This is a genomic window from Bacillus sp. BD48 (assembly GCF_046566805.1).
GTDB classification, from domain to species: Bacteria; Bacillota; Bacilli; order Bacillales; family Bacillaceae; genus Bacillus; species Bacillus safensis.
The window spans coordinates 113841-139224 of the sequence record NZ_JANGFM010000006.1 but is presented as its reverse complement, the minus strand read 5'-3'; the positions used below and the strand labels follow the sequence as shown (position 1 = coordinate 139224).

20 protein-coding genes are annotated in these 25384 nt (G+C 41.9%); 8 read left to right on the top strand and 12 right to left on the bottom strand.

The genetic code is table 11. The features are described from left to right. Positions 1-22: 22 nt before the first annotated feature. Complete coding sequence (locus ACLGGR_RS17235; RefSeq protein WP_410973550.1) at positions 23-3247, bottom strand: efflux RND transporter permease subunit; 3225 nt, start codon at positions 3245-3247, stop codon at positions 23-25. Between the two features lie 131 nt (positions 3248-3378). Between ACLGGR_RS17235 and ACLGGR_RS17230 the strand changes: the two genes are divergently transcribed. After that, positions 3379-4224, top strand: coding sequence for a TetR/AcrR family transcriptional regulator (locus tag ACLGGR_RS17230; RefSeq protein ID WP_251217026.1), 846 nt, complete (start codon positions 3379-3381; stop codon positions 4222-4224). Between the two features lie 180 nt (positions 4225-4404). On the opposite strand, the gene gatB is transcribed toward ACLGGR_RS17230, so the two are convergent. Genes gatB through gatC form a run of 3 tightly spaced genes read right to left on the bottom strand, consistent with a single transcriptional unit; the run spans position 4405 to position 7611 of the window. Continuing rightward, positions 4405-5835 (bottom strand): Asp-tRNA(Asn)/Glu-tRNA(Gln) amidotransferase subunit GatB, encoded by a 1431-nt coding sequence (gene gatB, locus ACLGGR_RS17225; protein ID WP_024424551.1) that lies wholly within the window; start codon positions 5833-5835, stop codon positions 4405-4407. 13 nt (positions 5836-5848) lie between these two features. Beyond that, positions 5849-7306 (bottom strand): Asp-tRNA(Asn)/Glu-tRNA(Gln) amidotransferase subunit GatA, encoded by a 1458-nt coding sequence (gatA, locus tag ACLGGR_RS17220; RefSeq protein WP_142946416.1) that lies wholly within the window; start codon positions 7304-7306, stop codon positions 5849-5851. 14 nt (positions 7307-7320) lie between these two features. Continuing rightward, positions 7321-7611, bottom strand: a complete 291-nt coding sequence (gatC, locus tag ACLGGR_RS17215) for an Asp-tRNA(Asn)/Glu-tRNA(Gln) amidotransferase subunit GatC (protein WP_024424549.1) — start codon at positions 7609-7611, stop codon at positions 7321-7323. 422 nt (positions 7612-8033) lie between these two features. Here gatC and putP point away from each other — a divergent pair, with 422 nt between their 5' ends. The 3 genes from putP (at position 8034) to ACLGGR_RS17200 (ending at position 11643) form a co-directional block, all read left to right on the top strand. Beyond that, the gene (putP, locus tag ACLGGR_RS17210; RefSeq protein ID WP_410973549.1) at positions 8034-9515 is read left to right on the top strand and encodes a sodium/proline symporter PutP; all 1482 of its coding nucleotides are present in this window, start codon (positions 8034-8036) and stop codon (positions 9513-9515) included. Between the two features lie 167 nt (positions 9516-9682). Continuing rightward, positions 9683-10375: an MgtC/SapB family protein gene (locus ACLGGR_RS17205; RefSeq protein WP_024424547.1), complete on the top strand. Its 693-nt coding sequence runs from the start codon at positions 9683-9685 to the stop codon at positions 10373-10375. 117 nt (positions 10376-10492) lie between these two features. Then, positions 10493-11643, top strand: a protein-coding gene (locus tag ACLGGR_RS17200) for an IS3 family transposase (RefSeq protein WP_410973548.1) whose coding sequence is annotated in 2 segments (ribosomal slippage) — positions 10493-10766 and positions 10766-11643 — 1152 coding nt in all. Because the reading frame shifts where the segments join, the coding sequence is not laid out codon by codon here. Positions 11644-11706: 63 nt separating this feature from the next. Here ACLGGR_RS17200 and ACLGGR_RS17195 read toward each other — a convergent pair. The 5 genes from ACLGGR_RS17195 to pcrB form a co-directional block, all read right to left on the bottom strand. Next, positions 11707-12714 (bottom strand): phosphotransferase enzyme family protein, encoded by a 1008-nt coding sequence (locus ACLGGR_RS17195; RefSeq protein WP_410973547.1) that lies wholly within the window; start codon positions 12712-12714, stop codon positions 11707-11709. 128 nt (positions 12715-12842) lie between these two features. Continuing rightward, positions 12843-14039 carry a CamS family sex pheromone protein gene (locus ACLGGR_RS17190; RefSeq protein WP_111291427.1) on the bottom strand — a complete coding sequence of 399 codons (1197 nt, stop codon included), beginning with the start codon at positions 14037-14039 and terminating at the stop codon, positions 12843-12845. Positions 14040-14054: 15 nt separating this feature from the next. Further along, a complete protein-coding gene (gene ligA / locus ACLGGR_RS17185) occupies positions 14055-16061 on the bottom strand; it encodes an NAD-dependent DNA ligase LigA (protein WP_046314111.1) in 2007 nt (668 codons plus the stop codon). A gap of 44 nt (positions 16062-16105) precedes the next feature. Continuing rightward, a complete protein-coding gene (gene pcrA, locus ACLGGR_RS17180) occupies positions 16106-18328 on the bottom strand; it encodes a DNA helicase PcrA (protein ID WP_024426683.1) in 2223 nt (740 codons plus the stop codon). 57 nt (positions 18329-18385) lie between these two features. Then, positions 18386-19078 (bottom strand): heptaprenylglyceryl phosphate synthase, encoded by a 693-nt coding sequence (gene pcrB, locus ACLGGR_RS17175; protein WP_048239995.1) that lies wholly within the window; start codon positions 19076-19078, stop codon positions 18386-18388. A gap of 273 nt (positions 19079-19351) precedes the next feature. Between pcrB and ACLGGR_RS17170 the strand changes: the two genes are divergently transcribed. Beyond that, positions 19352-19717, top strand: a complete 366-nt coding sequence (locus ACLGGR_RS17170) for a DUF2283 domain-containing protein (RefSeq protein ID WP_410973546.1) — start codon at positions 19352-19354, stop codon at positions 19715-19717. Between the two features lie 23 nt (positions 19718-19740). On the opposite strand, the gene ACLGGR_RS17165 is transcribed toward ACLGGR_RS17170, so the two are convergent. Continuing rightward, on the bottom strand, positions 19741-19971 hold the full coding sequence (locus ACLGGR_RS17165; RefSeq protein ID WP_017366762.1) for a hypothetical protein: 231 nt from the start codon (positions 19969-19971) through the stop codon (positions 19741-19743). A 139-nt stretch (positions 19972-20110) separates the two neighbouring features. Here ACLGGR_RS17165 and ACLGGR_RS17160 point away from each other — a divergent pair, with 139 nt between their 5' ends. After that, complete coding sequence (locus ACLGGR_RS17160) at positions 20111-21691, top strand: FMN-binding glutamate synthase family protein (protein WP_410973545.1); 1581 nt, start codon at positions 20111-20113, stop codon at positions 21689-21691. 95 nt (positions 21692-21786) lie between these two features. Next, complete coding sequence (locus tag ACLGGR_RS17155; protein ID WP_410973544.1) at positions 21787-22296, top strand: DUF3916 domain-containing protein; 510 nt, start codon at positions 21787-21789, stop codon at positions 22294-22296. 110 nt (positions 22297-22406) lie between these two features. Here the strand turns inward: ACLGGR_RS17155 and ACLGGR_RS17150 are convergent, their stop codons facing one another. Continuing rightward, complete coding sequence (locus ACLGGR_RS17150) at positions 22407-22721, bottom strand: YerC/YecD family TrpR-related protein (RefSeq protein ID WP_024424524.1); 315 nt, start codon at positions 22719-22721, stop codon at positions 22407-22409. Between the two features lie 560 nt (positions 22722-23281). Further along, on the bottom strand, positions 23282-25024 hold the full coding sequence (locus tag ACLGGR_RS17145) for an adenine deaminase C-terminal domain-containing protein (protein ID WP_410973543.1): 1743 nt from the start codon (positions 25022-25024) through the stop codon (positions 23282-23284). Between the two features lie 125 nt (positions 25025-25149). Between ACLGGR_RS17145 and ACLGGR_RS17140 the strand changes: the two genes are divergently transcribed. Continuing rightward, entirely contained in the window at positions 25150-25371 is a 222-nt protein-coding gene (locus tag ACLGGR_RS17140) for a YgaP family membrane protein (RefSeq protein ID WP_142946424.1), read from the top strand. Positions 25372-25384: the final 13 nt, after the last annotated feature.

Below are 25384 nucleotides of genomic sequence, written 5' to 3'. Positions count from 1 at the left end.
CGCTCATTGGCGGGGCTTCCTCTTATTCTTCATCTGCGTACTTTTTCTTACGTCTAAACTTGCTTAACATTTCATACACGATTGGCACGATAACCAATGTGAGAAGTGTAGAACTTGTTAAACCGCCAATTACGGTAACACCAAGTCCTTTTGATACGATCTGGCTTCCGCCTTCAAATCCTAATGCGAGTGGCAGCAGTGCACCAATCGTTGCAAGTGCCGTCATTAAGATTGGTCGTAATCTTGTTGTACCTGCTTCCAGTAATGCTTCTCTTGTTGAAAGACCTTCGTTTTCTTTATGAATAACGCGGTCAATGAAGACAATGGCATTGGTCACAACGATCCCGATCAGCATAAGCAATCCAATCATGGCATTTAAGCTGATGGTTTCTTTTGCTATAAACAGTCCGACAAGTGCACCAATTACCGTAAATGGTAGTGAGAATAGAATCGCAAATGGTGCAAGACCTCCGCCAAATGTGATGACGAGAACGAGGTACACAATGGCAATTGCTGCAAGCATTGCGAGACCAAGCTGTGTAAAGGATTCCTCAATATCCGCACTTACGCCGCCTGTGTCAATCGTTACGCCAGATTTCACATCAAGCTTGTCGACTTTCTTCTGAACATCCTGCGTTACACTTGAGACGTTGTCTGTTGTCATGTCACCAGACACTTCTGCGTAGATTTTCCCATCACGTTTTGTCACCGTATTTGCTGTCGAACCATCTTTTACTTTTACGACATCACCAATTCGAACTTCTTGCCCTGTTGGTGTGGTGATCTTTTTATTTTCTAAATCTTTTTTGCTCTTATATTCATCTTTTTCTGTTTGAAGCTTCACATCAAGTTCTTTGCCGTCCTCTGTGACTTTCGTCAGTGTTGTTTCACTATTTTGAGGTGCAATCGCTTGAGCGATTTGTGAAGCAGTTAGACCTAGTTTCGCTAGTTTTTCTTGATCTGCATTAAACGTATATTCGTCGTATTTCTCAGATAAGCTTGTGCTGACATTTTTCAGGTTTTTCTCATCTTTTAAGATGTTCTCAACATCTTTTACTGTGCCTTCAATATCACTTGCTTTATCCCCGTACACATAGTACGTCACAGTATTGCTTGCACCAGCAGATGAGAAGTCTTGTGATTTCCATTCCCCTTTAGATGCCTTATCTTGCAGAGCTTTGACCACGCGATCTTTTTCTTTATCAAAGTTTGGCGTGTCATCATCATATTGTACGAAGAATAATGCACCGTTAGAGTTACCGCCAACACTTGCTGTCATGGCATTTGAAGAGCCTAGTGAATACTGAACTGTATTGACATGATCACGTTTCATCAAATATTCTTCAGCTTTTTTCGTTTCATCAATTGCTTGTTCTCTCGTTTGTCCAGGCTCTGGCGTGTATGTCACCATCGCCGTTTTCTCTGCTTCCTGTGGTAAGAAGCTGACACCGACAAGTGGTGCTAAGAATAAGCTTCCGACAAGCATAAGAATGGCAATTCCTGATGTGATCCATTTATGGTTGAGTGTCCAATTAAGTACACGTCTATAACCGCCAGCAAGCTTGCTTGGTTTATGTTCTTTTACCTTTTTCGCTGTGCCGTACAGGTTCTTTTTAAATAGAGTGTGTGCCATCATTGGAACAATTGTAATAGCGACAAGCAGTGAAGCAAGCAACGCAAACACAATTGTTAGGGCAAATGGGATGAATAGTTCACCAATCATTCCACCTACTAATGCTAACGGTAAGAATACTGCAATAGTCACAATCGTCGAAGACATAATTGGGATAAACATTTCTTTTGTGGCTTCTCTGACGAGTGCCTTGCCTTTTAATGGTTCATCCTTTAACGCCATTCGTCGATAGATATTTTCTATGACCACTATCGAGTCATCGACCACACGCCCAATGGCGACGGTCATGGCACCAAGTGTCATGATATTTAATGTAATATCCAGCTGATTTAATAATAAAACAGCAATCAACAGGGATAACGGAATGGAAATGACCGAAATTAATGTTGATTTGATATCTCGCAGGAACAACATAATGATAATGATCGCAAAGATTGCTCCGATGATCGCCTTGTTCAGCATTGTGCTGACAGACTCTTTAATCGGCTCTGCTTGATCATATGTCGTGCTTACTTTGATGCCTTTGTTGTCTTTTTTGAATTTCTCAAGCTCTTTTGTCACTTCTTCTGCTACACTCACTGTGTTGGCATCAGAGCCTTTGACAATTTGCAGACCGATACTGTCTTTTCCATTCGTTCTAGAGATCGATTCTGCATCTTTTACAACTTTAATATCTGCTATCTCAGATAGCTTGATCGTCGGCAGCTCTACAGATTGACTGCTTGCTGCACCTCCACCTGTTGGCTGCTGAGCTGCTGCTTGCTGCTGACTTGCACTTCCAGCCTGCTGCTCCGCACCTTGCGCACCTGGGTTTTCTGAGCCGTTAGAAGGTGCTCCAGCTCCAGCGCTTCCCGCACCACCGCCTGCACTTGGTGTGACTGGAATTCGCATGTTTTTCAAATCTTTGACGCTTAAAATATTGCCGTCCACAACAACTGATTTTTGTTTGTTGCCAAATGTATATAAACCTAATGGCACATTCACATCAGAGCCTTTGATCATGTTTTGGACGGTTTCTTCATCTAAACCGTATTCTTTTAGTTTCTTTTCTTTAAACGAAAATTCCACTTCTTTGATTTGCTGTCCTGAAGTTTCGACAGAAGAGACACCGTCTAACCCTTGAAGTGAAGGAACGAGGTCATTTTCTACTTTTTGTGTAAGGTCTTGTAATGATTCTTTATCTCCAGAGACACTAAGAGCTAAAATTGGAATCGCGTTAATACTAAAGCGTGCGATTTTAGGTTTTTCTGCATTTTCAGGAAAATCGATATTGCTAATCGCATCTTCAATTTCCTTCTTTGCTTCATCCATGTCTTTGCTATAATCGTACTCGATTTGAATGGATGATGCATTTTCAAAAGAATTAGAAGTGACTACGCTGACCCCATTGAGGTTTTGAATCGACTTTTCAATTGGATCTGTCACCTTATCTGATACTTCGTCCGGCGTTGCGCCAGGGTACGTTGTAGAAACCGTAATGACTGGAGTGTTGATATTTGGGATTGATTCTTGTTTCATATTCAATCCGGCATATAGACCAGCAACTGTTACGATAATCGTCATGAGCCATACAGCGAACTTATTCTTTAATACAAAATTGATGATCGAATTCATTATGTCCTCCATTTTCCTTTATGTATTGACTGACTGGTCATTCTATATCATAATAAACGGTGATATACAATGCCGTCAACCATTTCACTTGCGTTTGACGTAACATTCTAAAGCTGAAGGGGCCTTATTTCATGAACGAAAAAAAAGAAAAAATCATTAAAGCGAGCATCCAATTGTTTGCGAAAAAGGGTTTTTCTTCTACGACCATTCAGGAAATTGCAGATGAATGCGGAATATCAAAAGGCGCATTTTATTTACATTTCAAATCAAAAGAACAGCTTTTCAACCGAGCGTTTGAATATTATATCGACACTTCGATGCAAACTATCGAAACGATTCGAAAAGAGAATCAGCATCTCGCGCCGAGAGAGATCTTTCAGAAACAAATCGCTGAACAGTTTCAGCATTTTGCTGAGAACAAAGATTTTATCATTCTGATCCTCAGCGAGAACATTATTCCGGAAAACCAGCAAATTAAAAAGTATTCAAAAACTGTAAAAAAGCAAATGAACGATGAAATTCAAATTTCTATCTTGACCACTTATGGACAGGAGATCGAACCATATATAACTGACCTGTCAGTCATGATTCAAGGAATTATTCAATCGTATGTGCAGGTTCTGCTTTTACAGGATCAAATGCAATTATCATTTGATGAGCTCTCATCCTTTATACTCGAACGGTTTGATGATCTGGTCCAAGGCTTGCTTCGTTCTCAGACGAAGCCGATTTTGAAGCAAACCATTTGGGACGATGAAGCGCCGAGTGCTGCTTCCCTTCAAGAGGAGCTTCGTTTGTTAAAGCTTAAGCATCTGCTTTCTGATGATACCGTTGTATCCATCGAAGTGATTGAAGAAGAGCTGGCAAAAGCTGAACCTCGTAAGCCAGTCATCCAAGGAATGCTGACGAATTTAGAAAAATGTGAGGAGCCTGCTGTTCTAAGAGCAGTGGAGCAATTGAAGCTGTTTCTTCAGTAACATGACATGCTGTTTTTCGATTTAGCTCACCTTTCCCCCTTCGAATGTGCACTTTCGCTTATGCTTCATTATAAGAAAAGATTCTCTAAATTGATATACGGCGGTGGTCTGAATCTATGATAAGACCCTGTCATTTCAAGCAAAAAAAACCGCCTATTTCATCAGGCGGTTTTTTGCTAATTAGCGTTTTTTGATTTCTTCAAGTAGAATCTTGTTCACCATCGGCGGGTTAGCTTGGCCCTTCGATGCTTTCATGATTTGTCCGACTAAGAAACCAATCGCACGGTCTTTACCATTTTTAAAGTCTTCAATGGATTGCGGGTTGTTATCAAGTGCTTCTGTGACAAGTTTGAGCAGCGCACCTTCGTCAGAAATTTGGACAAGTCCTTTTTCTTTGACGATTGTTTCTGCATCTCCCCCATTTTCAATGAGCTCTTTGAATACCTTTTTCGCAATCTTAGAGGAAATTGTTCCTTTTTCAATGAGCTTGATCATGCCAGCAAGTCCTTGCGGCGTTAGCTTTGTATCGTCCAGCTCTTTTTGAGCAGAGTTTAAGTATGCAGATACTTCACCCATGAGCCAGTTTGATGCTTGCTTCGCTTCTGCACCTTCTGAAATGGTCGCTTCAAAGAAATCAGACATTTCTTTCGTCAGCGTGAGTACCATTGCATCGTATGCAGGAAGTCCAAGCTCATCGATGTAGCGTTTGCGGCGCTCATCTGGAAGCTCTGGGATCGATGCTCTTACGCGTTCTTTCCACTCGTCATCAATATACAGCTCCACCAAATCCGGTTCTGGGAAGTAGCGGTAATCATCAGATCCCTCTTTGACACGCATCAGGATCGTCTTTTTAGACGCTTCATCATAACGGCGGGTTTCCTGTTCGATCAAGCCGCCAGAAAGCAATACTTGCTCTTGACGCTTCTCTTCGAATTCAAGGCCTTTTTGTACGAAAGCGAATGAGTTCAAGTTTTTGAGCTCTGTCTTTGTACCAAACTCTTCACGGCCGATTGGGCGAAGAGAAATGTTAGCATCACAGCGAAGTGAGCCTTCTTCCATCTTACAGTCAGAAACGCCTGTATATTGAATAATGGATTTTAATTTTTCTAAGTAAGCATACGCTTCTTCTGGAGTGCGAATGTCTGGCTCAGATACGATTTCAACAAGCGGCGTGCCTTGACGGTTGAAATCGACGAGTGAATAGCCGTCGCCTGTGTGCGTCAGTTTCCCTGCATCCTCTTCCAAATGGAGACGCGTAATACCGATTCGTTTTGTTTTGCCTTCTACTTCAATTTCAATCCAGCCGTTTTCACCGATCGGTTTATCAAATTGAGAAATTTGATACGCCTTTGGGTTATCAGGATAGAAGTAGTTTTTACGGTCAAATTTTGTATCTGTTGCGATTTCACAGTTCAGCGCCATGGCCGCTTTCATCGCAAAGTTCACCGCTTCTTTGTTCAGTACAGGCAGTACGCCAGGATACCCAAGGTCGATGACACTTGTTTGCGTGTTGGCAGCTGCACCAAAAGGTGTCGGCGAGCTTGAGAAAATTTTCGATTGTGTTTTTAGCTCTACGTGGACTTCAAGTCCAATTACCGTTTCAAAGTTCATTCTGATTCACCCCTTACAGTTCAGGTTTTGCTTTATGATGATCTGTTGCTTGCTCAAAAGCGTGAGCCACGCGGTACACTGTTCCTTCGTCAAAGTGCTTGCCGATGATTTGCAGTCCTAACGGAAGGCCATTTGCAAATCCACAAGGCACACTGATTCCTGGAACGCCTGCAAGGTTAACAGGGATCGTTAAAATATCGTTTGCATACATGGTCAGCGGGTCGCTTGTCTTCTCACCAATCTTAAATGCAGGAGTTGGTGTTGTTGGTCCTACAATGACATCATACTTTTCGAAAACATCTTCAAAGTCTTTTTTGATCAATGTACGGACTTTTTGCGCTTTTTTATAGTACGCATCGTAATACCCTGAGCTTAGCGCGAATGTACCAAGCATGATGCGGCGCTTCACTTCGTCTCCGAAACCTTCAGAACGAGTATTTTTGTATAAATCAATGAGATTGTCTGCATTATCTGTACGGTAGCCATAGCGGATGCCGTCAAAACGTGCAAGGTTTGCAGATGCTTCAGAAGAAGACAGTAAGTAGTAAGTCGCAAGCGCATATTTAGAATGCGGAAGAGACACTTCTTCCCACGAAGCACCAAGTCCTTCTAATACTTTTAACGCTTGAAGAACAGACTCTTTTGCTTCCTCGCCAACGCCTTCGCCTAGATATTCTTTCGGCACAGCGATTTTCAGACCTTTGATGTCGCCAGTTAATGAAGAAAGAAAATCTGGAACATCGACATTTGCGCTTGTTGCGTCCATTTGATCGACACCAGCAATCGCTTGAAGAACATAGGCGTTGTCCTCTACATTACGTGTAATCGGACCAATTTGATCTAATGATGAAGCAAATGCAATTAATCCGTATCTGGATACACGGCCATATGTCGGCTTAAGGCCGACAACCCCGCAGAAAGATGCCGGCTGACGAATAGAACCGCCTGTATCTGAACCAAGGGAGAACGGTACTTCACCTGCTGCAACAGAAGCTGCTGATCCACCGCTTGATCCGCCTGGAACGGTGTTTAAATTCCATGGGTTTTTCGTCGCTTTGTAGCCTGAGTTCTCCGTAGAAGATCCCATTGCGAATTCGTCCATGTTTAATTTACCGATTGTGACTGCTTCAGCCTCTCTTAAACGGTTCACAACGGTTGCATCATAAATCGGATCAAAGTTTTGCAGGATTTTACTTGAAGCTGTTGTACGCAAATCCTTTGTAACAATGTTATCTTTCACACCGATCGGCATACCGAACAATAGGCCAAGCTCGTCCTTTTCACCAACTGCCTCGTCCAATTCCTTTGCATACGCACGTGCTTTCTCTTCGTCCAGTGCAAGGAATGCTTGTACTTTCCCGTCTACTTCATTGATTCGTTTATAAGACTCGTCCACTAAATCAGAAACAGACAGTTCCTTTTTATGTAAAAGCTCTTTTAATTCAGAAATTTTGTGATCAAACAGTGACATGTCTCGGGCCTCCTTTAGTCCAAAATTGATGGCACACGAATATAGCCGTCTTTATGATCAGGCGCGTTTTTGACGACTGCCTCAATGGAAAGACCTTTATTCGGAACATCTTCTCTCATGACGTTTTTCATTTTTAATACGTGTGTAGTAGGTTCAACGTTTTCCGTATCTACCTCGTTTAACTGCTCTGCAAATGAAATGATGCTATCAAGCTGTTCTGTAAACATCTCAGCTTCTTCTTCTGTAATCGCAAGCCTTGCTAAATGCGCAACGTGCTTGACTTCTTCTATTGAAATTCTTGACATGCAGGTTCACCTCCAAAAATGATGCGTGATCGTGGTCATGATCATAAGTCATATACACTTTATCATATCAAATTTTACTGTTCTAAAGCAACTTTACACAGGTGCGGTAAAAGGTCCGTTCTCTTGAAACGACTTTATTATCAAATCGATAAAAAAATATTCATCAGGTAACTTTTTTATTTTCAGAAAATTTTTACTTTTTCTTATTTTTGTAATCGCTTACATGTTGATTCTTATCACCGGTCTGTACATTTTTTCTTCAAAATGAAGAAGTTTAGGTAGGTTGATCACTTGGGAATACTCTGTTAGGTTAAGTAACCATAGCAGTGAGCGGGACAGTCAATCAAAAATGCTGCCATCGCACTTCTGTATATTTTGATTGAGGTGATGTCAAATTAATACGAAAAAGGTGAGAACACAAAATGAGTATTGAAGTTACAATTTCCTTATCTATTTATTTTATTGGGATGCTTGCCATTGGCTGGTATGCATTCAGGAAAACACATGATTTAAATGATTATATGCTTGGTGGACGCGGGCTTGGCCCATTCGTTACAGCCCTTTCAGCAGGTGCTGCGGACATGAGCGGCTGGATGCTGATGGGTGTGCCAGGTGAAATGTATAAAACAGGTTTATCGACAACCTGGCTTGCGATTGGTTTAATCGTCGGTGCTTACTTGAACTACCTCATTCTTGCGCCACGTTTACGTTCTTATACAGAAATTGCGGATGATGCGATTACGATTCCTGATTTCTTTGATAAACGATTCAAAGGATCATCTGCTTTATTAAAAGCTGTTTCAGCCGTCATCATTTTAATTTTCTTTACGCTGTATACATCGTCTGGGATGGTATCAGGCGGACGTTTATTTGAATCAGCATTCGGTGCTCACTACATGTTTGGACTGATTTTGACGTCAAGTATTGTCATTTTGTATACATTGTTCGGCGGATTTTTGGCAGTGAGCTTAACGGACTTTGTCCAAGGAGCTATCATGTTTTTAGCATTAGTGCTCGTGCCGATCGTTGCCTTTACACAATTAGGCGGACCTGTTGCTACATTCCAAGATATTCAACAGATTGACCCTAAATTGCTAGATATTTTTAGAGGAACGAGCGTCATTGGCATTATTTCCTTCCTTGCTTGGGGACTAGGTTACTTTGGACAGCCGCATATTATCGTGCGCTTTATGGCCATTACATCTGTAAAAGATTTAAAACCAGCACGCCGAATCGGAATGAGCTGGATGATTATTTCAGTGATTGGTTCACTTTCTGTCGGTTTAGTGGGTGTTGCATATATTCATGAAACGGGTATGAATCTTGCTGACCCTGAAACCATCTTTATCGTCTTTTCTAAAGTATTGTTCCATCCATATATCACTGGATTTTTACTTTCTGCCATTTTAGCTGCGATTATGAGTTCAATTTCGTCTCAGCTGCTTGTCACAGCTAGTGCGATGACAGAGGATTTATACAGAACGTTCTTTAGAAAAAAAGCATCAGACAAAGAGCTCGTCATGATTGGCCGGATGTCTGTTCTCGTTGTCGCTGTGATTGCCTTATGCCTGTCACTTAACCCAAGTGACACCATTCTTGACCTTGTCGGTTATGCTTGGGCAGGATTTGGTTCTTCATTCGGTCCAGTCATCTTGCTTTGCCTATACTGGAAACGAATGAATCATCATGGTGCCCTAGTAGGAATGATCGTTGGTGCGGTTGTAGTTCTCACATGGATTACGACAGGCCTCAACCATGCCACAGGTATTTATGAAATGATTCCAGGCTTTACGCTAAGCGGATTAGCTGCCATTATTGTGAGCTTATTGACAAGTAAGCCGTCAAAAGCTTCAAAACAGCTATTTCACAAAATGGAAGATCATCTTGAAGAAGAAACAAAATAAAGAACATGAAGAGTCATCTGCCCTATGCGGATGACTCTCTTTTTAAATAAAATAAAAAGCTTTTCTTTCTTCAGAAACTGAATAAAATAAGAGTTGTGCAGCCATATGGGCTGTGAGAAGATCATATACATGTTGTGAAACGTACATGAAGTGAAGGAGCGATACGCATGTTTTGGACAATTGAATGGGATACAGTCTTAAAATTAGCCGTGGCCACCTTAATCGGTCTGATTATCGGGCTTGAACGAGAGCTGAAGAAAAAGCCCCTCGGCTTAAAAACGTGTATTGTCATTGCTGTCAGCTCCTGCGTCTTAACCATCATCAGCATTGATGCAGCCTACAATTTCCCTCGAGTCTCTAAGCTTCAAATGGACCCACTCAGGTTACCGGCGCAAATTATATCTGGTGTTGGTTTTATTGGAGCAGGTGTGATTCTTCGAAAAAGCAATGATGTCATCTCAGGACTCACGACTTCTGCAATGATCTGGGGAGCAGCAGGACTTGGGGTTGCAACAGGTGCAGGATTTTATAAAGAAGCCTTCCTCAGTCTTTTCTTTATTCTAATTAGTGTCGAATTTCTACCATGGCTCTTCCAGCGGATCGGGCCAATTCGCCTGCAGGAAAAAGAAATCCGCATCAGAATGTCTCTTTCTGACCGAAACCGCATGACCGATATTTTAAAAGAAATGAAAGCTCTCAATATCCGCATTCATTCTGTACGAATTGATGATTTAAAAGAAAAGGACTATCCGATTATGGAAGTACGCGTACGTGTGCATAAAGACCGCTATACAACCGATGTGTACTTTGATATTAAAGATCTAGAAGGCGTCGTTGGCGTGAAGTGTGATACGGTGTAGTCATAAAAAACCCCTTGCTGTTGGGACTGACCCCATAAGATGAGACAAATAAAAAACACCTTCAAGTTTGAAAACGGATCGTTGTGATCCGAAATAAAACATGGAGGTGTTTTTTCTATGGGGACAAGAGTGAGTTATCCGGTTGAAGTCAAACAGAAAGCTGTAGAAATGAGATTGGCAGGCGTATCAATGAAAGAGATCATGCAGGAATTGAATATCAAAAATAAAACGCAGGTTCAGACATGGGTGAGGTGGCATAAGGCTGGGGAAACACACCGGTTCGAACAGCCTGTTGGAAAACAATATACCCATGGAAAGGGTCCTGAGTACTCTTCCGAATTAGAGAGACTGCGGGCAGAAAATCGCTATCTGAGTCAACAGAATGAAGTTTTAAAAAAGTACAACGAATTGGAAAGGAAGTTGATAAGGAAACGTCAATCAAACTGGTAGAAGAATTGTGCAAAAAGATGACAGTACAGGACATCTGTGTCCATTTAGGCATCTCACGAGCTTCGTACTATAGATGGAAAAAGAATCTGACTCAGAATCATTCTAAAAGACAACTAGAGAAACAAATCGGCACGTTGTGCCGAGAACACAAGTATCGATATGGATACCGAAAAATTACAACCATACTAAAAGTGAGAATGCGTATTAACCATAAAACTGTTCAACGTATCATGCAGAAAAACCAGTGGCAATGCCGGGTTAAAATGAAAAAGCGTAAGAAGAATGGGCAACCCTATGCCGTGGCTGGTAATATACTCGATCGGAACTTTCAGTCTGATCGCCCTCTTGAAAAACTAGTAACGGACATCACGTATTTGCCTTATGGACAGAAACAATTGTACCTTTCCAGTATATTGGATTTATATAATGGAGAAGTGATTGCTTTTACGATTGGCGATAAGCAGGACACAGACTTTATCTTAAACACACTTGATCAGCTCCCAGTACTGCCTGAGAACTGCGTGTTACATAGCGACCAAGGTTCTGTGTATACATCTTACGAGTATCAGAAAGCTGTTCATATAAAAGGCATTACCATGAGCATGTCCCGTAAAGGGACGCCCGCTGATAATGCCTCCATCGAATCGTTTCATTCCTCACTAAAGTCTGAAACGTTCTATCTTAACAGCATTGATCGAACTACGACCACCATCGTAGAACGCACTGTCAAAGAATACATTTATTATTATAACAACATTCGTATTCAAACGAAACTAAACAACCAATCACCGATAAACTATCGGCAATTGGCTGTATAAAGGTGTTTTGATCCCTGTCTCAATAACGGGGGTCAGTCCCGTTTGACATAGCAAGGGGTTTTTTTATCGTGCCAGCTGTTGAAAGTCAAAAGGAGTAATTGGTGTTTTTTGCTCAATTTCCTTTCGAAAACATGACAGCATGGCTTTTTGGTCAGAAGTCATTGTTTGGAGATCAAATGCTTGATGTAAAAGCCCATAAATAAGCATATGACGCAGCATGAGAAAATCAGGAATTGTTGCCAGCCACGCGTCATCAAGCTCATTCTCCTGTCGATAGCCTTTTAGAAAATGACTCATAAATTCTGCTGTAAATTCAGCTTTATCATCATATGGAATCACTGGATACCAAAGAACATTGTATAGCAAAATACTAATATCATTGATAAACCAGTGATATCCAATATCATCAAAATCAAATGCGATAATCTCTCCTTGATGATAATGAAAGTTCCCGTGATGCAAATCGGCATGCACCAGCCCATACACATCCTTGGAAATTCGGAGCTGGTGAAGCTTTTGCATCAGTTCATCTTTTCTTCGCAAAACAACCGTTTGATCAGATGGAATATATTGATCAAGCTTTAATTGCTCCTCTTCATACCACTCTTGACGCTTACAGCGAGGATCTTTCACTTGATATCGTTTTGTTATTTGATGCATTCGACCTGTATAGGAGCCTAACGCTTCAAACAGCTGCCCATTCCAATCTCCTTCATTCACTTTTCTCCCCGGTGCTTTTTCATACACACGGAGTAAAAATGCGCCTCCGGCTTGATCAGGAATGGTTTCAACATCTTTCCCTCTAGCTGATGAAATCGGCTTCGCTACGGAAATACCATGATGAGACAGGAATTGAATCCAGTCCATTTCTCCTAAAATATATGTGGGTGACCGACGAATGGTATGGGTGATTTTTAATATATAATTCTCCCCATTCATTGCCTTATATTCATACACATAATTTTCTGCATCGGCTAGAAATGTGACTTGGTCTAGCTGAAAGTCATACAAATGAGCCGCTTTCTTTAAGACTTTCTGTTCATCGTATCGTGCTTTTACTTCTTTATGCATGCTGATTCTCCTTTTATCGTCTTTTTACATGTTCTTGACGGTAATCAGCATTATACGAGCATCAACATACCTGCCTTTCTTCTTGGTTTCTACTAATATTTTGACAAGAGTTTGGAATTCCCTCTTATTTAGTCATATATATGAACAGTTGGTTCTTTGTCTTCAGCATTTTTCGTGATCAGGGCTTCTTGTTGATCAGAAGATGTGATGTTGATTTCGATATTGGTACTCTTGTAGTAATCCATAACTTCCCCGGTTAAATATTGTGTGAAGGCTACGACTTCCGTTTTTCCATAGAACTGCATTGGAATTTCGATTTTCATTTTTTGCAGGTTGCCGTTCTTGTAAAAACCTTTTCCTACAACACCAGTGTAATTCGGGAAGTAGTCTTCGACCTTTGTCTTGAAGCGGTCAAATCGCTCTGAATCATCTTTGTAGCTGCTTTTCGCATTATCTGAAGGGAAGAATACATTCTCCTCTTTGATCGTATCCCAATTTCCAATATCAGCGGAGCCTGCTTTCACATCCGTTTTGGCGATAAAGTTACCTGGAACGATAGATGATTTTGGTGCTTGCTTATAAAGGGCAATCATGACAGGCACTTTTTGCAGTCCGTCCATTTGACGAATGCGCTTGACCACTTGTTCAGCGATTTTTTCACCCTCTGCCAAAAGTTTCTTTGAATTTTTCGATGAATCGATGGTCACCTCTTGCTGCGGGTCACCGATCTTTTCACGGTAATAATAAACAGAGTTCAGCGCAAGACCAATGACAACTCCGCCAAGCTGTAAACTGTTTTTGTCTTTTCGAATTAAGTAATTATGCTCTAGCATTGAAGCTAAGTAGATAGGACTATTTTCATTTTTAGACTTTGTTGAACCTGAGTTTGGAAGAGCAGGATTTAAGCCTAGATTCTTAAAGTCTTTATCATCTTTTTCTGCCTTTTTCAGATCACTGCCTGTTTTTTTGCGTGCCAGCCAGCTGAGAACGGTGTCCTCATCTAAATGCTGTCCTTCTTGGAAAAGATAGTCGTTTGTATTAAATGACTCTGTTGCAAGGCGCATGAGTCCTGTTTCAAATTCATCAATGTCCAAGCGTGTGTTGAGACGCTCCGCTGTTAAACCTCTCGCAGCTCCTTGTTTAAACGGCAGCACCATTTTGTAATAGGAGTCTGAGATATTGTACATCGGGATGATGGCTGTTTCCTTTGTTTCCTTCGTTTCATCCGTTTTTTGTGTGACCTCTTCCTCTTCCTTTCCCCCAAAAGGTGCACACGCTGACAATACCAGTGTGAGCATTGTCAGCAGCAATAACAACTTTTTCAATAGAAAACACTCCTCTTATTTCTTTAGCTCCTCGAGCATTTTAGCTTCGTCCCAAATTTCAATATTGAGTTCTTCTGCCTTTGTCAGCTTACTCCCCGCTGCTTCTCCGGCAATGACTAGATCTGTTTTTTTACTCACACTACCTGCCAGCTTGCCGCCTAACGCTTCGATCGCTGCTTTTGCATCGTTTCGAGCCATTTCTTCTAATTTTCCTGTCAGCACAATGGTTTTTCCTGCAAAGTAGGAATCACTTTCTTCTGCTTTTACCGGCTTTGGCCCTGTGTAGGTCATATTGACTCCAAGCTCTTTTAGTTCATTTAGCAGATCGAGTATTTCTTCTTTCTCAAAGTACGTGACGACGGCATCAGCCATTTTTTCACCAATTTCGTCGACTTCAAGTAATTGTTCTTTCGTCGCTTGCTTTAATTGATCGATGTTTTCGAAATGCATTGCCAAGGTCTTTGCCGCTTTTGACCCAATAAATCGAATACCGAGTCCAAATAGTAAACGCTCAAGAGAGTTTTCTTTCGATTGCTCAATCGAACGCAGTAAATTGTCAACAGATTTTTCGCCCATTCGTTCAAGCTGAATCAGCTCTTCTTTCGTTAATCGGTAAAGGTCGGACACACGAGAGACTAGCTGTTCCTTGAAGAGCTGTGTAATGACCCGCTCGCCAAGTCCATCAATATTCATTGCATTACGGGAAACGAAGTGAATGAGCCCCTCACGTATTTGGGCAGGACATTCTGGATTGATGCATCGCAGGGCCACTTCGCCTTCGATTCGCACCAACTCACTATGACACTCTGGACATTCAGTTGGCATGTGAAACGGCTTTTCTTCGCCTGTACGCTGATCGACAAGGACACCTGCGACTTCAGGAATAATATCGCCGGCTTTTTTCACAATCACTTGATCAAAATAGCGAATATCCTTTTCTTTGATCAAATCTTCATTATGAAGAGACGCACGCTGCACTGTCGTCCCTGCTACTTTGACAGGCTCAAGAATTGCTGTTGGTGTAATCACGCCTGTTCGCCCGACACTAAGTTCAATATCAAGCAGCTTTGTTACGACCTCTTCAGCCGGAAACTTGTACGCAACCGCCCAGCGCGGGCTTTTTGCTGTAAAGCCGAGTTCTTCCTGCTGAGCCAATGAATCGACTTTAATGACAATTCCATCGATTTCATAAGAGAAATCGGCACGCTTTACTTTTAATGTTTCAATGAGGTCAATGACTTCTTCGATCGTTTGGCACATCCGTCTTTCTTTGTTTGTTTTAAAGCCAAGTTCGTCGAGAAGATCAAGTCCTGCGCTTTGCGTTTCAACACCAATTTCATCAAGCTCCGCTATACTGTAGACGAATATATCAAGGTTTCGTTTCGCTGCAATTTTCGTATCTAGTTGACGAAGTGAACCTGCAGCCGCATTACGCGGGTTTGCAAACGGCTCTTCTTCGTTTTGTATTCTTTTTTCATTTAATGCTTCAAAAGAAGGTTTTGGCATAAATGCCTCGCCTCTCACTTCAATCGACAGAGGGCGTTTGATTTTAAGCGGGATGGAACGAATCGTTTTGAGGTTTTCAGTAATATCCTCACCCGTTGTTCCGTCGCCGCGGGTAGCTCCTCGGACAAACACGCCATTTTCATAACGGAGAGAAACAGCGAGTCCATCAATCTTCAGCTCGACATTGTATGCGATATCGTCACCGACTGCTTGACGAACCCGGCGGTCAAAATCAAGAAGGTCCTGTTCATTAAACGCATTCCCTAGGCTGAGCATTGGTGTGCCGTGACGCACTTTTTGGAAGGCGTCTAAAACAGCGCCACCTACTCTTTGTGAAGGAGAATCCGCTGCTTTTAAATCAGGGTGCTCTTCCTCCAGAGAAATCAGCTCACGCATCCGCGCATCATATTCAGCGTCAGGAACACTTGGACGATCAAGTGTATGATATTCGTAGTTGTATTGATTCAAAATCTGGTGCAGTTCCTCGATCCGGCGTTTCGCTGCTTCTTTATCCATCTGCTTCTTCCTTTCAATTCATCCGTTTTGTCAGTCCTATCCGTTTATTGCTTCTCGATTGGTGCAAATGCTGCGAGAAGACGCTTAATGCCTGTAGGGCTTGGGAAGGCAATATCAAGCTCTGTGCTGTCTCCGCTGCCTTTCACACTCACAACCGTACCAACGCCCCATTTTTTATGGGCCGCTTTATCGCCCACAGCCCAGCCAATACTGCCGCCGCCTGTGTTTTGAATCGTTTGTGTTTGTGGACGTGAGACAGGTCCCCGTCTTTGCGGTCTTTCTCTTGTTTGGCCAAACGGTGTTTTTGTTTCTTTTTTCTCATTTAGGTTGTCCAATAAATCGGCTGGTATTTCTCGAATGAATCTTGATTCAAGGTTCATGTTCGTCCGGCCGAAAAGTGTTCTCATTTTTGCACTTGATAAATAAAGCTCTTCTTCAGCCCGTGTGATGCCTACATAAGCGAGGCGGCGCTCTTCTTCCATCTCCGCATCTTCCATTAATGAACGGCTGTGCGGGAAAACACCCTCCTCCATCCCCATTAAGAAAACAACAGGGAATTCTAGACCTTTTGCGGCGTGAAGAGTCATTAAGATGACAGCATCCTGATCTTCTTCTTCATTCTCATCCAGCTTATCAATGTCTGCGACAAGGGCAAGATCTGTCAAGAAGGTCACAAGTGACTTGTCCTCATTTTGTTCTTCAAAGTTCTTAGTGACGGATAGAAACTCGTCAATATTTTCTAAGCGGCTTTGTGCCTCAATCGTTTTTTCGAGCTTCAGCGCTTCACGATAGCCTGTTTTCTCTAGGATTTCTTCTGTTAATTCAGTGACAGATAAATAATCCTGCATGTTCGTCATTTGATCAATGAGCTGTTTGAACTCATCAAGTGCATTGGCCGCTCTTGCACTCAGTCCAATGAAATCCACCTGACCAAGCGCTTCAAACATAGACAGGTCATTCATCTCCGCATATGCTGCAATTTTATCAACAGATGTCGCACCGATTCCGCGCTTTGGTACGTTGACAATTCGTGCAAAACTAATATCGTCATCTGGGTTTGCCACTAGGCGTAAGTATGCCAAAATGTCCTTGATCTCTTTTCTGTCATAGAACTTCGTGCCGCCGACAATGTTGTATTGAATGTTGGCTTTCATTAATGTTTCCTCTATGACACGAGACTGGGCATTGGTCCGGTAAAGGATCGCAAAATCGGATAATTTGCGCTTTCCGCTCTGATGAAGCTGGCGAATCTTTCCTGCGACAAATTGTCCCTCACCGAATTCATTATCTGCACGATAATAGGCAATCTTTGCCCCTTCATCATTTTCTGTCCAAAGATTTTTCGGCTTCCGGTTTGCATTGTTTTGAATGACCGTATTTGCGGCATGCAAAATGCGTTTCGTCGATCTGTAATTCTGCTCAAGCAGAATCACTTCACTGGATGGATAATCTTTTTCAAAGGAAAGAATGTTTGTAATATCCGCTCCGCGCCAGCGATAAATAGACTGATCCGAGTCACCGACAACACATATATTTTGAAAACGCTGCGCGAGCAGTTTCACAAGCATGTACTGCGCTCTGTTCGTATCCTGATACTCATCCACATGAATGTATTGGAATTTCCGCTGATAGTGCTCTAATACTTCAGGGATGCGCTCAAACAAACGAATCGTCATCATAATTAAATCATCGAAATCGAGTGATTGATTTTTAAGTAGACGCTTTTGATAATCTGTATAGACATCGCTGACCACTTGATCATAGAAATCACCTGCTGTTTTGGCGTATTCCTCTGCGTCAATGAGTTCGTTTTTTGCACTGCTGATCGATCCTAAAATGCTGCGTGGGTCGAACTTTTTAGGGTCGATATTCCGTTCTTTTAAAATGTTTTTAATAACTGAAAGCTGGTCAGATGTGTCTAAAATAGAGAAGTTGCGATTCACACCAATACGGTCAATATCGCGCCTTAAAATACGGACACACATACTGTGGAACGTAGAGATCCAGATGTCATCTGCGCCAGGTCCTAAAATTGCCTGGACACGTTCACGCATTTCACGTGCTGCTTTATTTGTAAATGTAATCGCTAAAATGTTCCACGGCGCCACATGCTTTTCTGCCATTAAGTAGGCAATTCGATGTGTGAGCACCCGTGTCTTCCCGCTTCCTGCTCCTGCCATCAACAATAAAGGACCGTCTGTTGCTTTGACTGCTTCTTTCTGCGCGTCATTCAGCCCTTCTAATAGATGATTCGATATTTCATTCATTCCATTCACCGCCAATTCGAACTTATGTTCTATTTTAACCCGTTTCGTCTTATTTGACTATGATGACTTTTTGACTGCTTCGACTGTCTTTAGTGCTTCTTTGAAATTGTCATAAATGACATTTCCTACAACCACGACGTCTGCATGCTGCGAGAAGTCTTTTGCCTGCTTAGCGTTCTCGATGCCCCCGCCATAAAAAAGAACTGTTTCATCAAGCACTGCTTTTGTTTCTTTGACAAGTTCTATGTCTCCAAGCGTTCCGCTGTATTCCAGATAAAAAATGGGCAGCTTCATCAAATGCTCTGCCACTCTTGCATATGCCCTGACGTCATCGATATCAAGCGCTGTATTTGCCTCTGTAAGCTTGGCCGCTTTACAATCTTCATTTAAGATCACATAACCTTCAGGCACAATCTCTTCCATTGACATCAAATCACCGAATTCCTTCATCGCGTCCTTATGGAGCCCAACAATCCAGTCAGGGTGAGAGCTGTTTAAGACAGTCGGGATGAAATACAGATCAAAGCCAGGCACAATCATCTCATGTGTGGAGATTTCGAGCACACAAGGCACAAGAAACCGGCGGACCTTTGACATCAATTGAAGCACGTTGTCCTCTGTCACATGATCACTTCCGCCAATCAATATGGCATCCGTCCCAGATTCGCAAATTGCTTCTAGCTGTTCATCGGAAATTTCTTTATTTGGATCGAGTTTAAAGACATGCTTCCACTCGGTAACATCATACATGAAAAACGTTCCTCCATTCGTTTCATTCCATTTAAATATTATAACAAAATCAAAGGCCGCAAAAAATGGGTAACCTCCTTTCGCTAAAAGTTTCATTCTTTTGAAAATGGGTGATTGTGACTTTAGAAAAAATTGCTGGAGAATAGATAAAAAATTCACTCGAAGAGGAGCTGAAAGAGGTTGATATTTTGGCACTTTGTCACATGCCATTATACAATAAAGGAATATTTTACTATAGATTTAAAAACCATCTATTGAGCAGAGGTGACTCAGTTGAAAAGAACGATTACATACGAACAAAATATAGACATCGGTTACATCTATATCACCCCGCAAGCGGAGCATATGAAAATCAAAGAAACCATTGAATTAGATGTCAATGAATGTGTCAATGTAGATATCGATGAAGAAGGCCGGGTGGCTGGCTTGGAGTTATTTGCGGAAGAATCCGAAGTCCTGCGGAACGTACCGGTGTATGAGGATAAGCTTTCTTTACGTTTGACGGATCAGGAAATTCTCTCAACCTATCATCTGTCAGGCATTGAATTTCAATTCTCGACATCTGATCACAATGGGCTGACCGGTTTTACCATTGTCGATCCTCTTCGCTATAACATCACAAGAAAAAAACCGTTTTGATCTTTCAAAACGGTTTTTTCAAACTATTGTCTCACTTCATTAAAATAATGGACGGATGTCATGGCCCCTTCGTCGACCATCTTGTTGTCTTGGATATCTAATGGATCTGGGTGGCCGGCTTTTTCAGGAACCTTTTCATCTGACCGGAACATGCTTGCCCATTTTTTCAGATGCTGTTTATTTTTTACCGCTAATAACACAGCTCCTCCAACCCCTAATCCTGCAAGTACATACGCATTTGGACGCTTATTCATGTATGTTCCCTCCCCTTATGATCTTATTTGTAAGTTACCCGGCCTTTTCATTTCTAAACGTCACAATATGTTGATGTGGTTTCTCTTTCATTAAAAAGTGGAATAACAACAGCAATGAAAGAGAAAAGAGGGGATCTTCGTGACCACAACCTTAATTGTCATCGGCACATTGCTAATCATTTTTTTGATCATCCCAATCATTCTATTAATCTGGATTTGGATGAGGGATGAAAAACAAGAAGAGCATTCAGTTCTGCGAAATTATCCGGTCATTGGAAAGCTGCGGTTTATCTTTGAAAAAATAGGACCTGAGCTTCGCCAATATCTCTTTCTGAATGACCGAGAGGAGCTGCCCTTCTCAAGAAGAGAATACGAGCAGGCAGTCATGTCTGGGAAGTACAAAAGCCGGACGATGGGTTTTGGATCAAAACGTGATTTTGACAAGCCAGGCTATTACATTCGAAACGTCCTGTTTCCAAAGCAGCGAGATGAACTACGAATCGATCAATCTGAAAAAATCAAGACAAAAGTATATCAGATTGATCAAGACAATTTACTGCGAAGAAGTGAACATGTCAAAGAAGTTGAAGCAAATCCTTACTTTCTCCATCAAGAGGATGTACAAGTCATTGGTGAACACACATGTCAAAAGCCTTTTCATGTAAAAGGACTGATCGGGCAATCTGCCATGAGCTACGGCTCCTTAGGCGACAGGGCGATTACAGCTCTATCCTCAGGATTAAAAATGGCCGGCGGTACGTGGATGAACACAGGCGAAGGCGGTCTTTCTCCTTATCATCTCAAAGGCGGCGCAGATATCATTTGCCAGATTGGGCCCGGTTTATTTGGCGTCAGAACAGAGGATGGCGAATTTTCCTTTGAAGAATTCAAGAAAAAAAGCGAACACGAGGAAGTTAAAGCCTTCGAACTCAAGCTGGCACAAGGAGCAAAAACACGCGGCGGTCATATTGATGGCGAAAAAGTCACGGAAGAAATTGCGAACATCCGTAAATTGCCGCCTCACCAGTCCATTGACAGCCCCAACCGTTTTGAGATGTTCCACTCCATTCCTGACATGTTTGATTTCATTGAGGAGCTGCGGAGTATAGGCGGAAAGCCAGTTGGAATCAAACTTGTTGTCGGACATAAAGAAAATATTGAAGAGCTTGCGAGCTATATGAAAAAAAGCGGGAAACATCCTGATTTCATTACAGTTGATGGCGGAGAAGGCGGGACAGGGGCGTCCTTTCATGAATTGGCGGATTCTGCCGGGCTTCCCATTTTCACGGCACTCCCAATGGTTCATCAAATTTTGAAAGAATACGGTGTCAGAGATCAAGTGAAGCTCTTTGCTTCTGGCAAACTTCTCTCGCCTGATAAAATTGCGATTGCCCTTTCAATGGGAGCTGATTTTGTGAATATTGCCAGAGGACTCATGTTTTCAGTCGGATGCATTCGCGCACAAGTCTGCCACACGAATAAATGCCCAGTCGGAGTCGCCACGACGGATCCCAAGCTGCAAAAGGGTTTATCGATTGAAGAAAAAAAATACCGAGTATGCAATTATATCCTGTCTCTTAGAGAAGGTTTGTTTAACTTATCCGCAGCTGCGGGAATAGAATCGCCTATTCATTTTAATGAAAAACATATTATCTTTAGACAAGAGAATGGCCAGACAAGCGAAGTGCCAATGTTCTCAGGCACACAGCCATCTGTCTAGCTCGAAAAGGTGCGGAAACGCGCCTTTTTTTATTGACATTTTCGCTCAATCGCGTATAAAGAACTTAAAAAAGTGACTGAACGGAGAGCTGGAGCATGCGTGAAAAAAAGGTTCGCGGAAGGAAACGGAAGACTGATCAAATGGTCACAAGAATCGAGGCAAATACACAGAAGTTCCCGGCAGATATCGAACATGGCTATTGGCACCTGCCTCTACCAGTTGCTTATGATTTTATCTCCTCAAGCAAAACACCGAAAAAGATAAAGCGATTATGCATTCAAACCCTATTAAATAGAGCTGAACATCTTATTGATCTAAAACCAAATGACAGTGAATCATATCGTGTAGTAGTTGCAGTAGATGTCCCTGGATTTTGGGGATCGCAAATTATTGTGTTTAAAGATGATGCCTATTTTCAAAACTTTTTCGATAGACATGATGACGATCAGAAATGGCTGCCTCTTCCCGCTGAAAGAGACTTTCAAAGGGAATGGGGGTTATCTGTTTCAAAGGACATGCAAACAGTAGGGTTTAAGGAAATCATCACTGGCGAAGATGACATCTCCTATGAAGGAGAAAGATGGTTTATGGGCGAGCTAAAGTAAAAAAACAGGGACAATTTATCAGTCCCTGCCCGCCTTCAAGACGATCTCCATAAAAAAACTGCAAACAAGTCCATTTTTTGTGAAACGGATTGTTTACAGTGAAAGCTGCTTTATTTTGTTTCGTTATTTTCCTGCTGTTCGGCTACGCGGTCAAGAGCCATCGTATAGGCATCGTTTCCATAGTTCAAGCAGCGTTTGACACGTGAGATGGTTGCAGTGCTTGCACCTGTTTCCGTCTCAATTTTATGATACGTGTTTCCCTCGCGAAGCATACGCGCTACTTCAAGACGCTGTGATAAAGATTGGATTTCATTGATGGTACACAAATCATCAAAGAATCGATAACATTCTTCCAGGTCTTTAAGGGATAAGATGGAGTTGAATAACTGATCTAAGCTTTTGCCCCTTAATTTATCAATTTGCATCTTAATACATCTTCTCCTTTACTATTGCCCCACCGCTTCTCAAGATCTTCTTCTGAGAAAGCGGTATCTTTCCTGACTAAATTTTTTAAAACCTTAGCAATGAGCTTTGAACAGATCATGACAGGTTTGGTTCTACGCTGAAAATGCCGTCAGGTTCTTTCGTAAGCCGAAGCTTCTTTATCGTAAACAAATTCGACAAGTTCTGTCATTTTCCTTGTATGACAATCTGACAAACTTGTTTGCTTCCGGTATAAAGATGACTTCTGCTTGGTTAGGTCTTCTGCCCTCATATACAGGCTTTGCGGAAAGCTCGGCGAGACCACAAAAGTGCGCCCCGCCTTGCTCAATCATTCAAAATATGTTGGCCGGTCAGCGTAACCGACAGAATCATTTTACAATTAGAGTACTTCATTCGTCATGTCAAAGCCCTCTGCTTTGTCAACAGCTCCACATAAGATCATTTTCACTTACATGGCAGTGAAGAGAACCATGGCTCACTTCTGCCCTATAACAGCAGTCAGAAATGCGGCAAAGATGATACAGCTTCACTCTGTTATATTTTAACGCATTATAGACGGAAAGAGTACAGTTTTTTTCATGACATCAAATATTCCTCTTGGTGTCACTCGAATATACGGTAAATGTGTACTTTGGAAAAAGACAAGTGTATCAATTGGGCAGTCAAATGGATAACCGCGCTCAATGAGCAGCTCGCGCAATGTTTGTTCCTGCTGAAGAACAGTCTCAAACGGTTCTGCCGATGCACAGCCTGATAATTGCAGCGGGATTTCGTGCAAAATTTTCCCGTTCTCTGTGAGTACGATTCCCCCGCCAATTTCTTTCATCCGCTTATGAGCCAGCATCATATCCTCTTTATTTTTCCCGATCACTAAAATGTCACCCGTGAGCGAAAATGAGCTGACAAAGCCCTGCACTTTATTTGCGAACCCTTTTAGCATCGTATTCACACGCCACTCGCCTTTTCGGTCAATCAGGCTAAAAAAGCTTTGATCATGATCACATGACAGCTGGTTGATAGAGTTATCAATTTCCACTGTATAAGGCTCCATAATAACGGCATTTCTCATCTTGACACCTAGCGGCATAGAGAATTGCAAATCACTCATCGTGAGGTCGTAGCTTAAATCTAATGGAGCCAGCCCGCCATTTTCCCATTTTGTTTCTTGGAATTGATGCTGGTTCTCGCCATCTAATTTGAGAATAACCCCTTTAGATATGACCGTTTCAGGATTTGGGTTCAATGGATCATCTAAAATATTCAAAGAAGCCAGCCGGCCTGGACCAACAACGCCTAGTAAATCATCAATTTGATAGTATTTTGCAATGTTAAATGTCGCCATATTATACGCATCAATGATCGGCACGCCTTCTTCAAGGGCAATTGAAATCAAACGGTTAATCATGCCTTCCTCATAAAAGTGAGGGGCAGCACCATCTGTTGTATAGAAAAAGTGGTCATAGTGTCTAAAGTCACGCTCATGCAGTTCTCTTAAAATGTTCACTAAATCTGGACGGATCGAAGAATGCCGCAATGAAACATGATAGCCAAGGGACAAGCGTTTTAACACATCATCCGCATTCATCGCTTCATGATCACTGTCAGCGCCAAACAGCTTCATTTTTGTTAGCGTTTTCTCAGAAGCTCCAGGGAAATGCCCTTCAATTCGTTTTCTCTGCTTCTTCGTTTCTTGCATGCAATATAAAATGAGATCATCACCGTCCATCAATCTTGGCCAGCTTGTTAATTCGCCGCCTTGGAGGACGTCAGGATGATCAATCCATTCCTTCCGGTAGTTGATTGGCAGCATCTCATCTTCGTATCTGACTTCCGTTTGAAGATCGTATCTGGACCACCAGAAATACTGAAATGGCTGCTTTTTTAATTCACACAGAGTGGAAAGCGCTTTCTTTTCATTGCTTTGCAAAAGAAGAAATAAGTTATCGCTGACCATTGTTGTTGTGCCAAATTGAGACACATATTCTGCAAGTGATTGGGGATTATAAATATGGAACGGGTGCGCGTGAGGCTCTATATACCCAGGCACAATGTATTTCCCTTCACAATCAATCACAAGTTTAGCTGATTTATTTTGAGGAAGCTCTGCTCCGACATAAACAATTCGATCATCATGTATCCAAATATTTGCCTTCACCCATTGCTTCAAAAACGGGTTAAGCACGAGTCCATTCGTTAAAAGGAGTGTTGGAACTATTTTTGAGTCGACTACATCGATTTGTGTGCGGATGTCATTGTTTCTCCAATTAAAAGTACGTTCGGACATTCACATACTCTCCTTCATTTGTATTAGCCCTATCGTAACATAACGAACCACGTTACGCATTAATGAAACGTTACAATTTCTTGAAATCACACTTAAAATAATTTAAAAAAGGAGATTCACCTTCAATGAAACCTAATCTCGGCTTAATGGAAGCGCTCATTAGAATTGCCTGCGGAATGACAATATGTACTGTGGCTGGATCCTTATATGCTAGAAAACCATGGAGTAAAATGCTGCTTCTCAGCATCATGTTTGGCGGTATGAAACTGGGATCTGGCATTCTTCGTTTTTGTCCAGTGACATATATGTGTGAGCAGCAGAACACACATAAAGAGAAGGCTGAGTAAGGCAGCCTTCTTT

Coding starts and splice junctions, on each gene's coding strand:
- ACLGGR_RS17235 (WP_410973550.1), bottom strand. CDS start 3,247: ATGAATTCGATCATCAATTTTGTATTAAAGAATAAGTTCGCTGTATGG.
- ACLGGR_RS17230 (WP_251217026.1), top strand. CDS start 3,379: ATGAACGAAAAAAAAGAAAAAATCATTAAAGCGAGCATCCAATTGTTT.
- gatB (WP_024424551.1), bottom strand. CDS start 5,835: ATGAACTTTGAAACGGTAATTGGACTTGAAGTCCACGTAGAGCTAAAA.
- gatA (WP_142946416.1), bottom strand. CDS start 7,306: ATGTCACTGTTTGATCACAAAATTTCTGAATTAAAAGAGCTTTTACAT.
- gatC (WP_024424549.1), bottom strand. CDS start 7,611: ATGTCAAGAATTTCAATAGAAGAAGTCAAGCACGTTGCGCATTTAGCA.
- putP (WP_410973549.1), top strand. CDS start 8,034: ATGAGTATTGAAGTTACAATTTCCTTATCTATTTATTTTATTGGGATG.
- ACLGGR_RS17205 (WP_024424547.1), top strand. CDS start 9,683: ATGTTTTGGACAATTGAATGGGATACAGTCTTAAAATTAGCCGTGGCC.
- ACLGGR_RS17195 (WP_410973547.1), bottom strand. CDS start 12,714: ATGCATAAAGAAGTAAAAGCACGATACGATGAACAGAAAGTCTTAAAG.
- ligA (WP_046314111.1), bottom strand. CDS start 16,061: ATGGATAAAGAAGCAGCGAAACGCCGGATCGAGGAACTGCACCAGATT.
- pcrA (WP_024426683.1), bottom strand. CDS start 18,328: ATGAATGAAATATCGAATCATCTATTAGAAGGGCTGAATGACGCGCAG.
- pcrB (WP_048239995.1), bottom strand. CDS start 19,078: ATGTATGATGTTACCGAGTGGAAGCATGTCTTTAAACTCGATCCAAAT.
- ACLGGR_RS17165 (WP_017366762.1), bottom strand. CDS start 19,971: ATGAATAAGCGTCCAAATGCGTATGTACTTGCAGGATTAGGGGTTGGA.
- ACLGGR_RS17155 (WP_410973544.1), top strand. CDS start 21,787: ATGCGTGAAAAAAAGGTTCGCGGAAGGAAACGGAAGACTGATCAAATG.
- ACLGGR_RS17150 (WP_024424524.1), bottom strand. CDS start 22,721: ATGCAAATTGATAAATTAAGGGGCAAAAGCTTAGATCAGTTATTCAAC.
- ACLGGR_RS17145 (WP_410973543.1), bottom strand. CDS start 25,024: ATGTCCGAACGTACTTTTAATTGGAGAAACAATGACATCCGCACACAA.
- ACLGGR_RS17140 (WP_142946424.1), top strand. CDS start 25,150: ATGAAACCTAATCTCGGCTTAATGGAAGCGCTCATTAGAATTGCCTGC.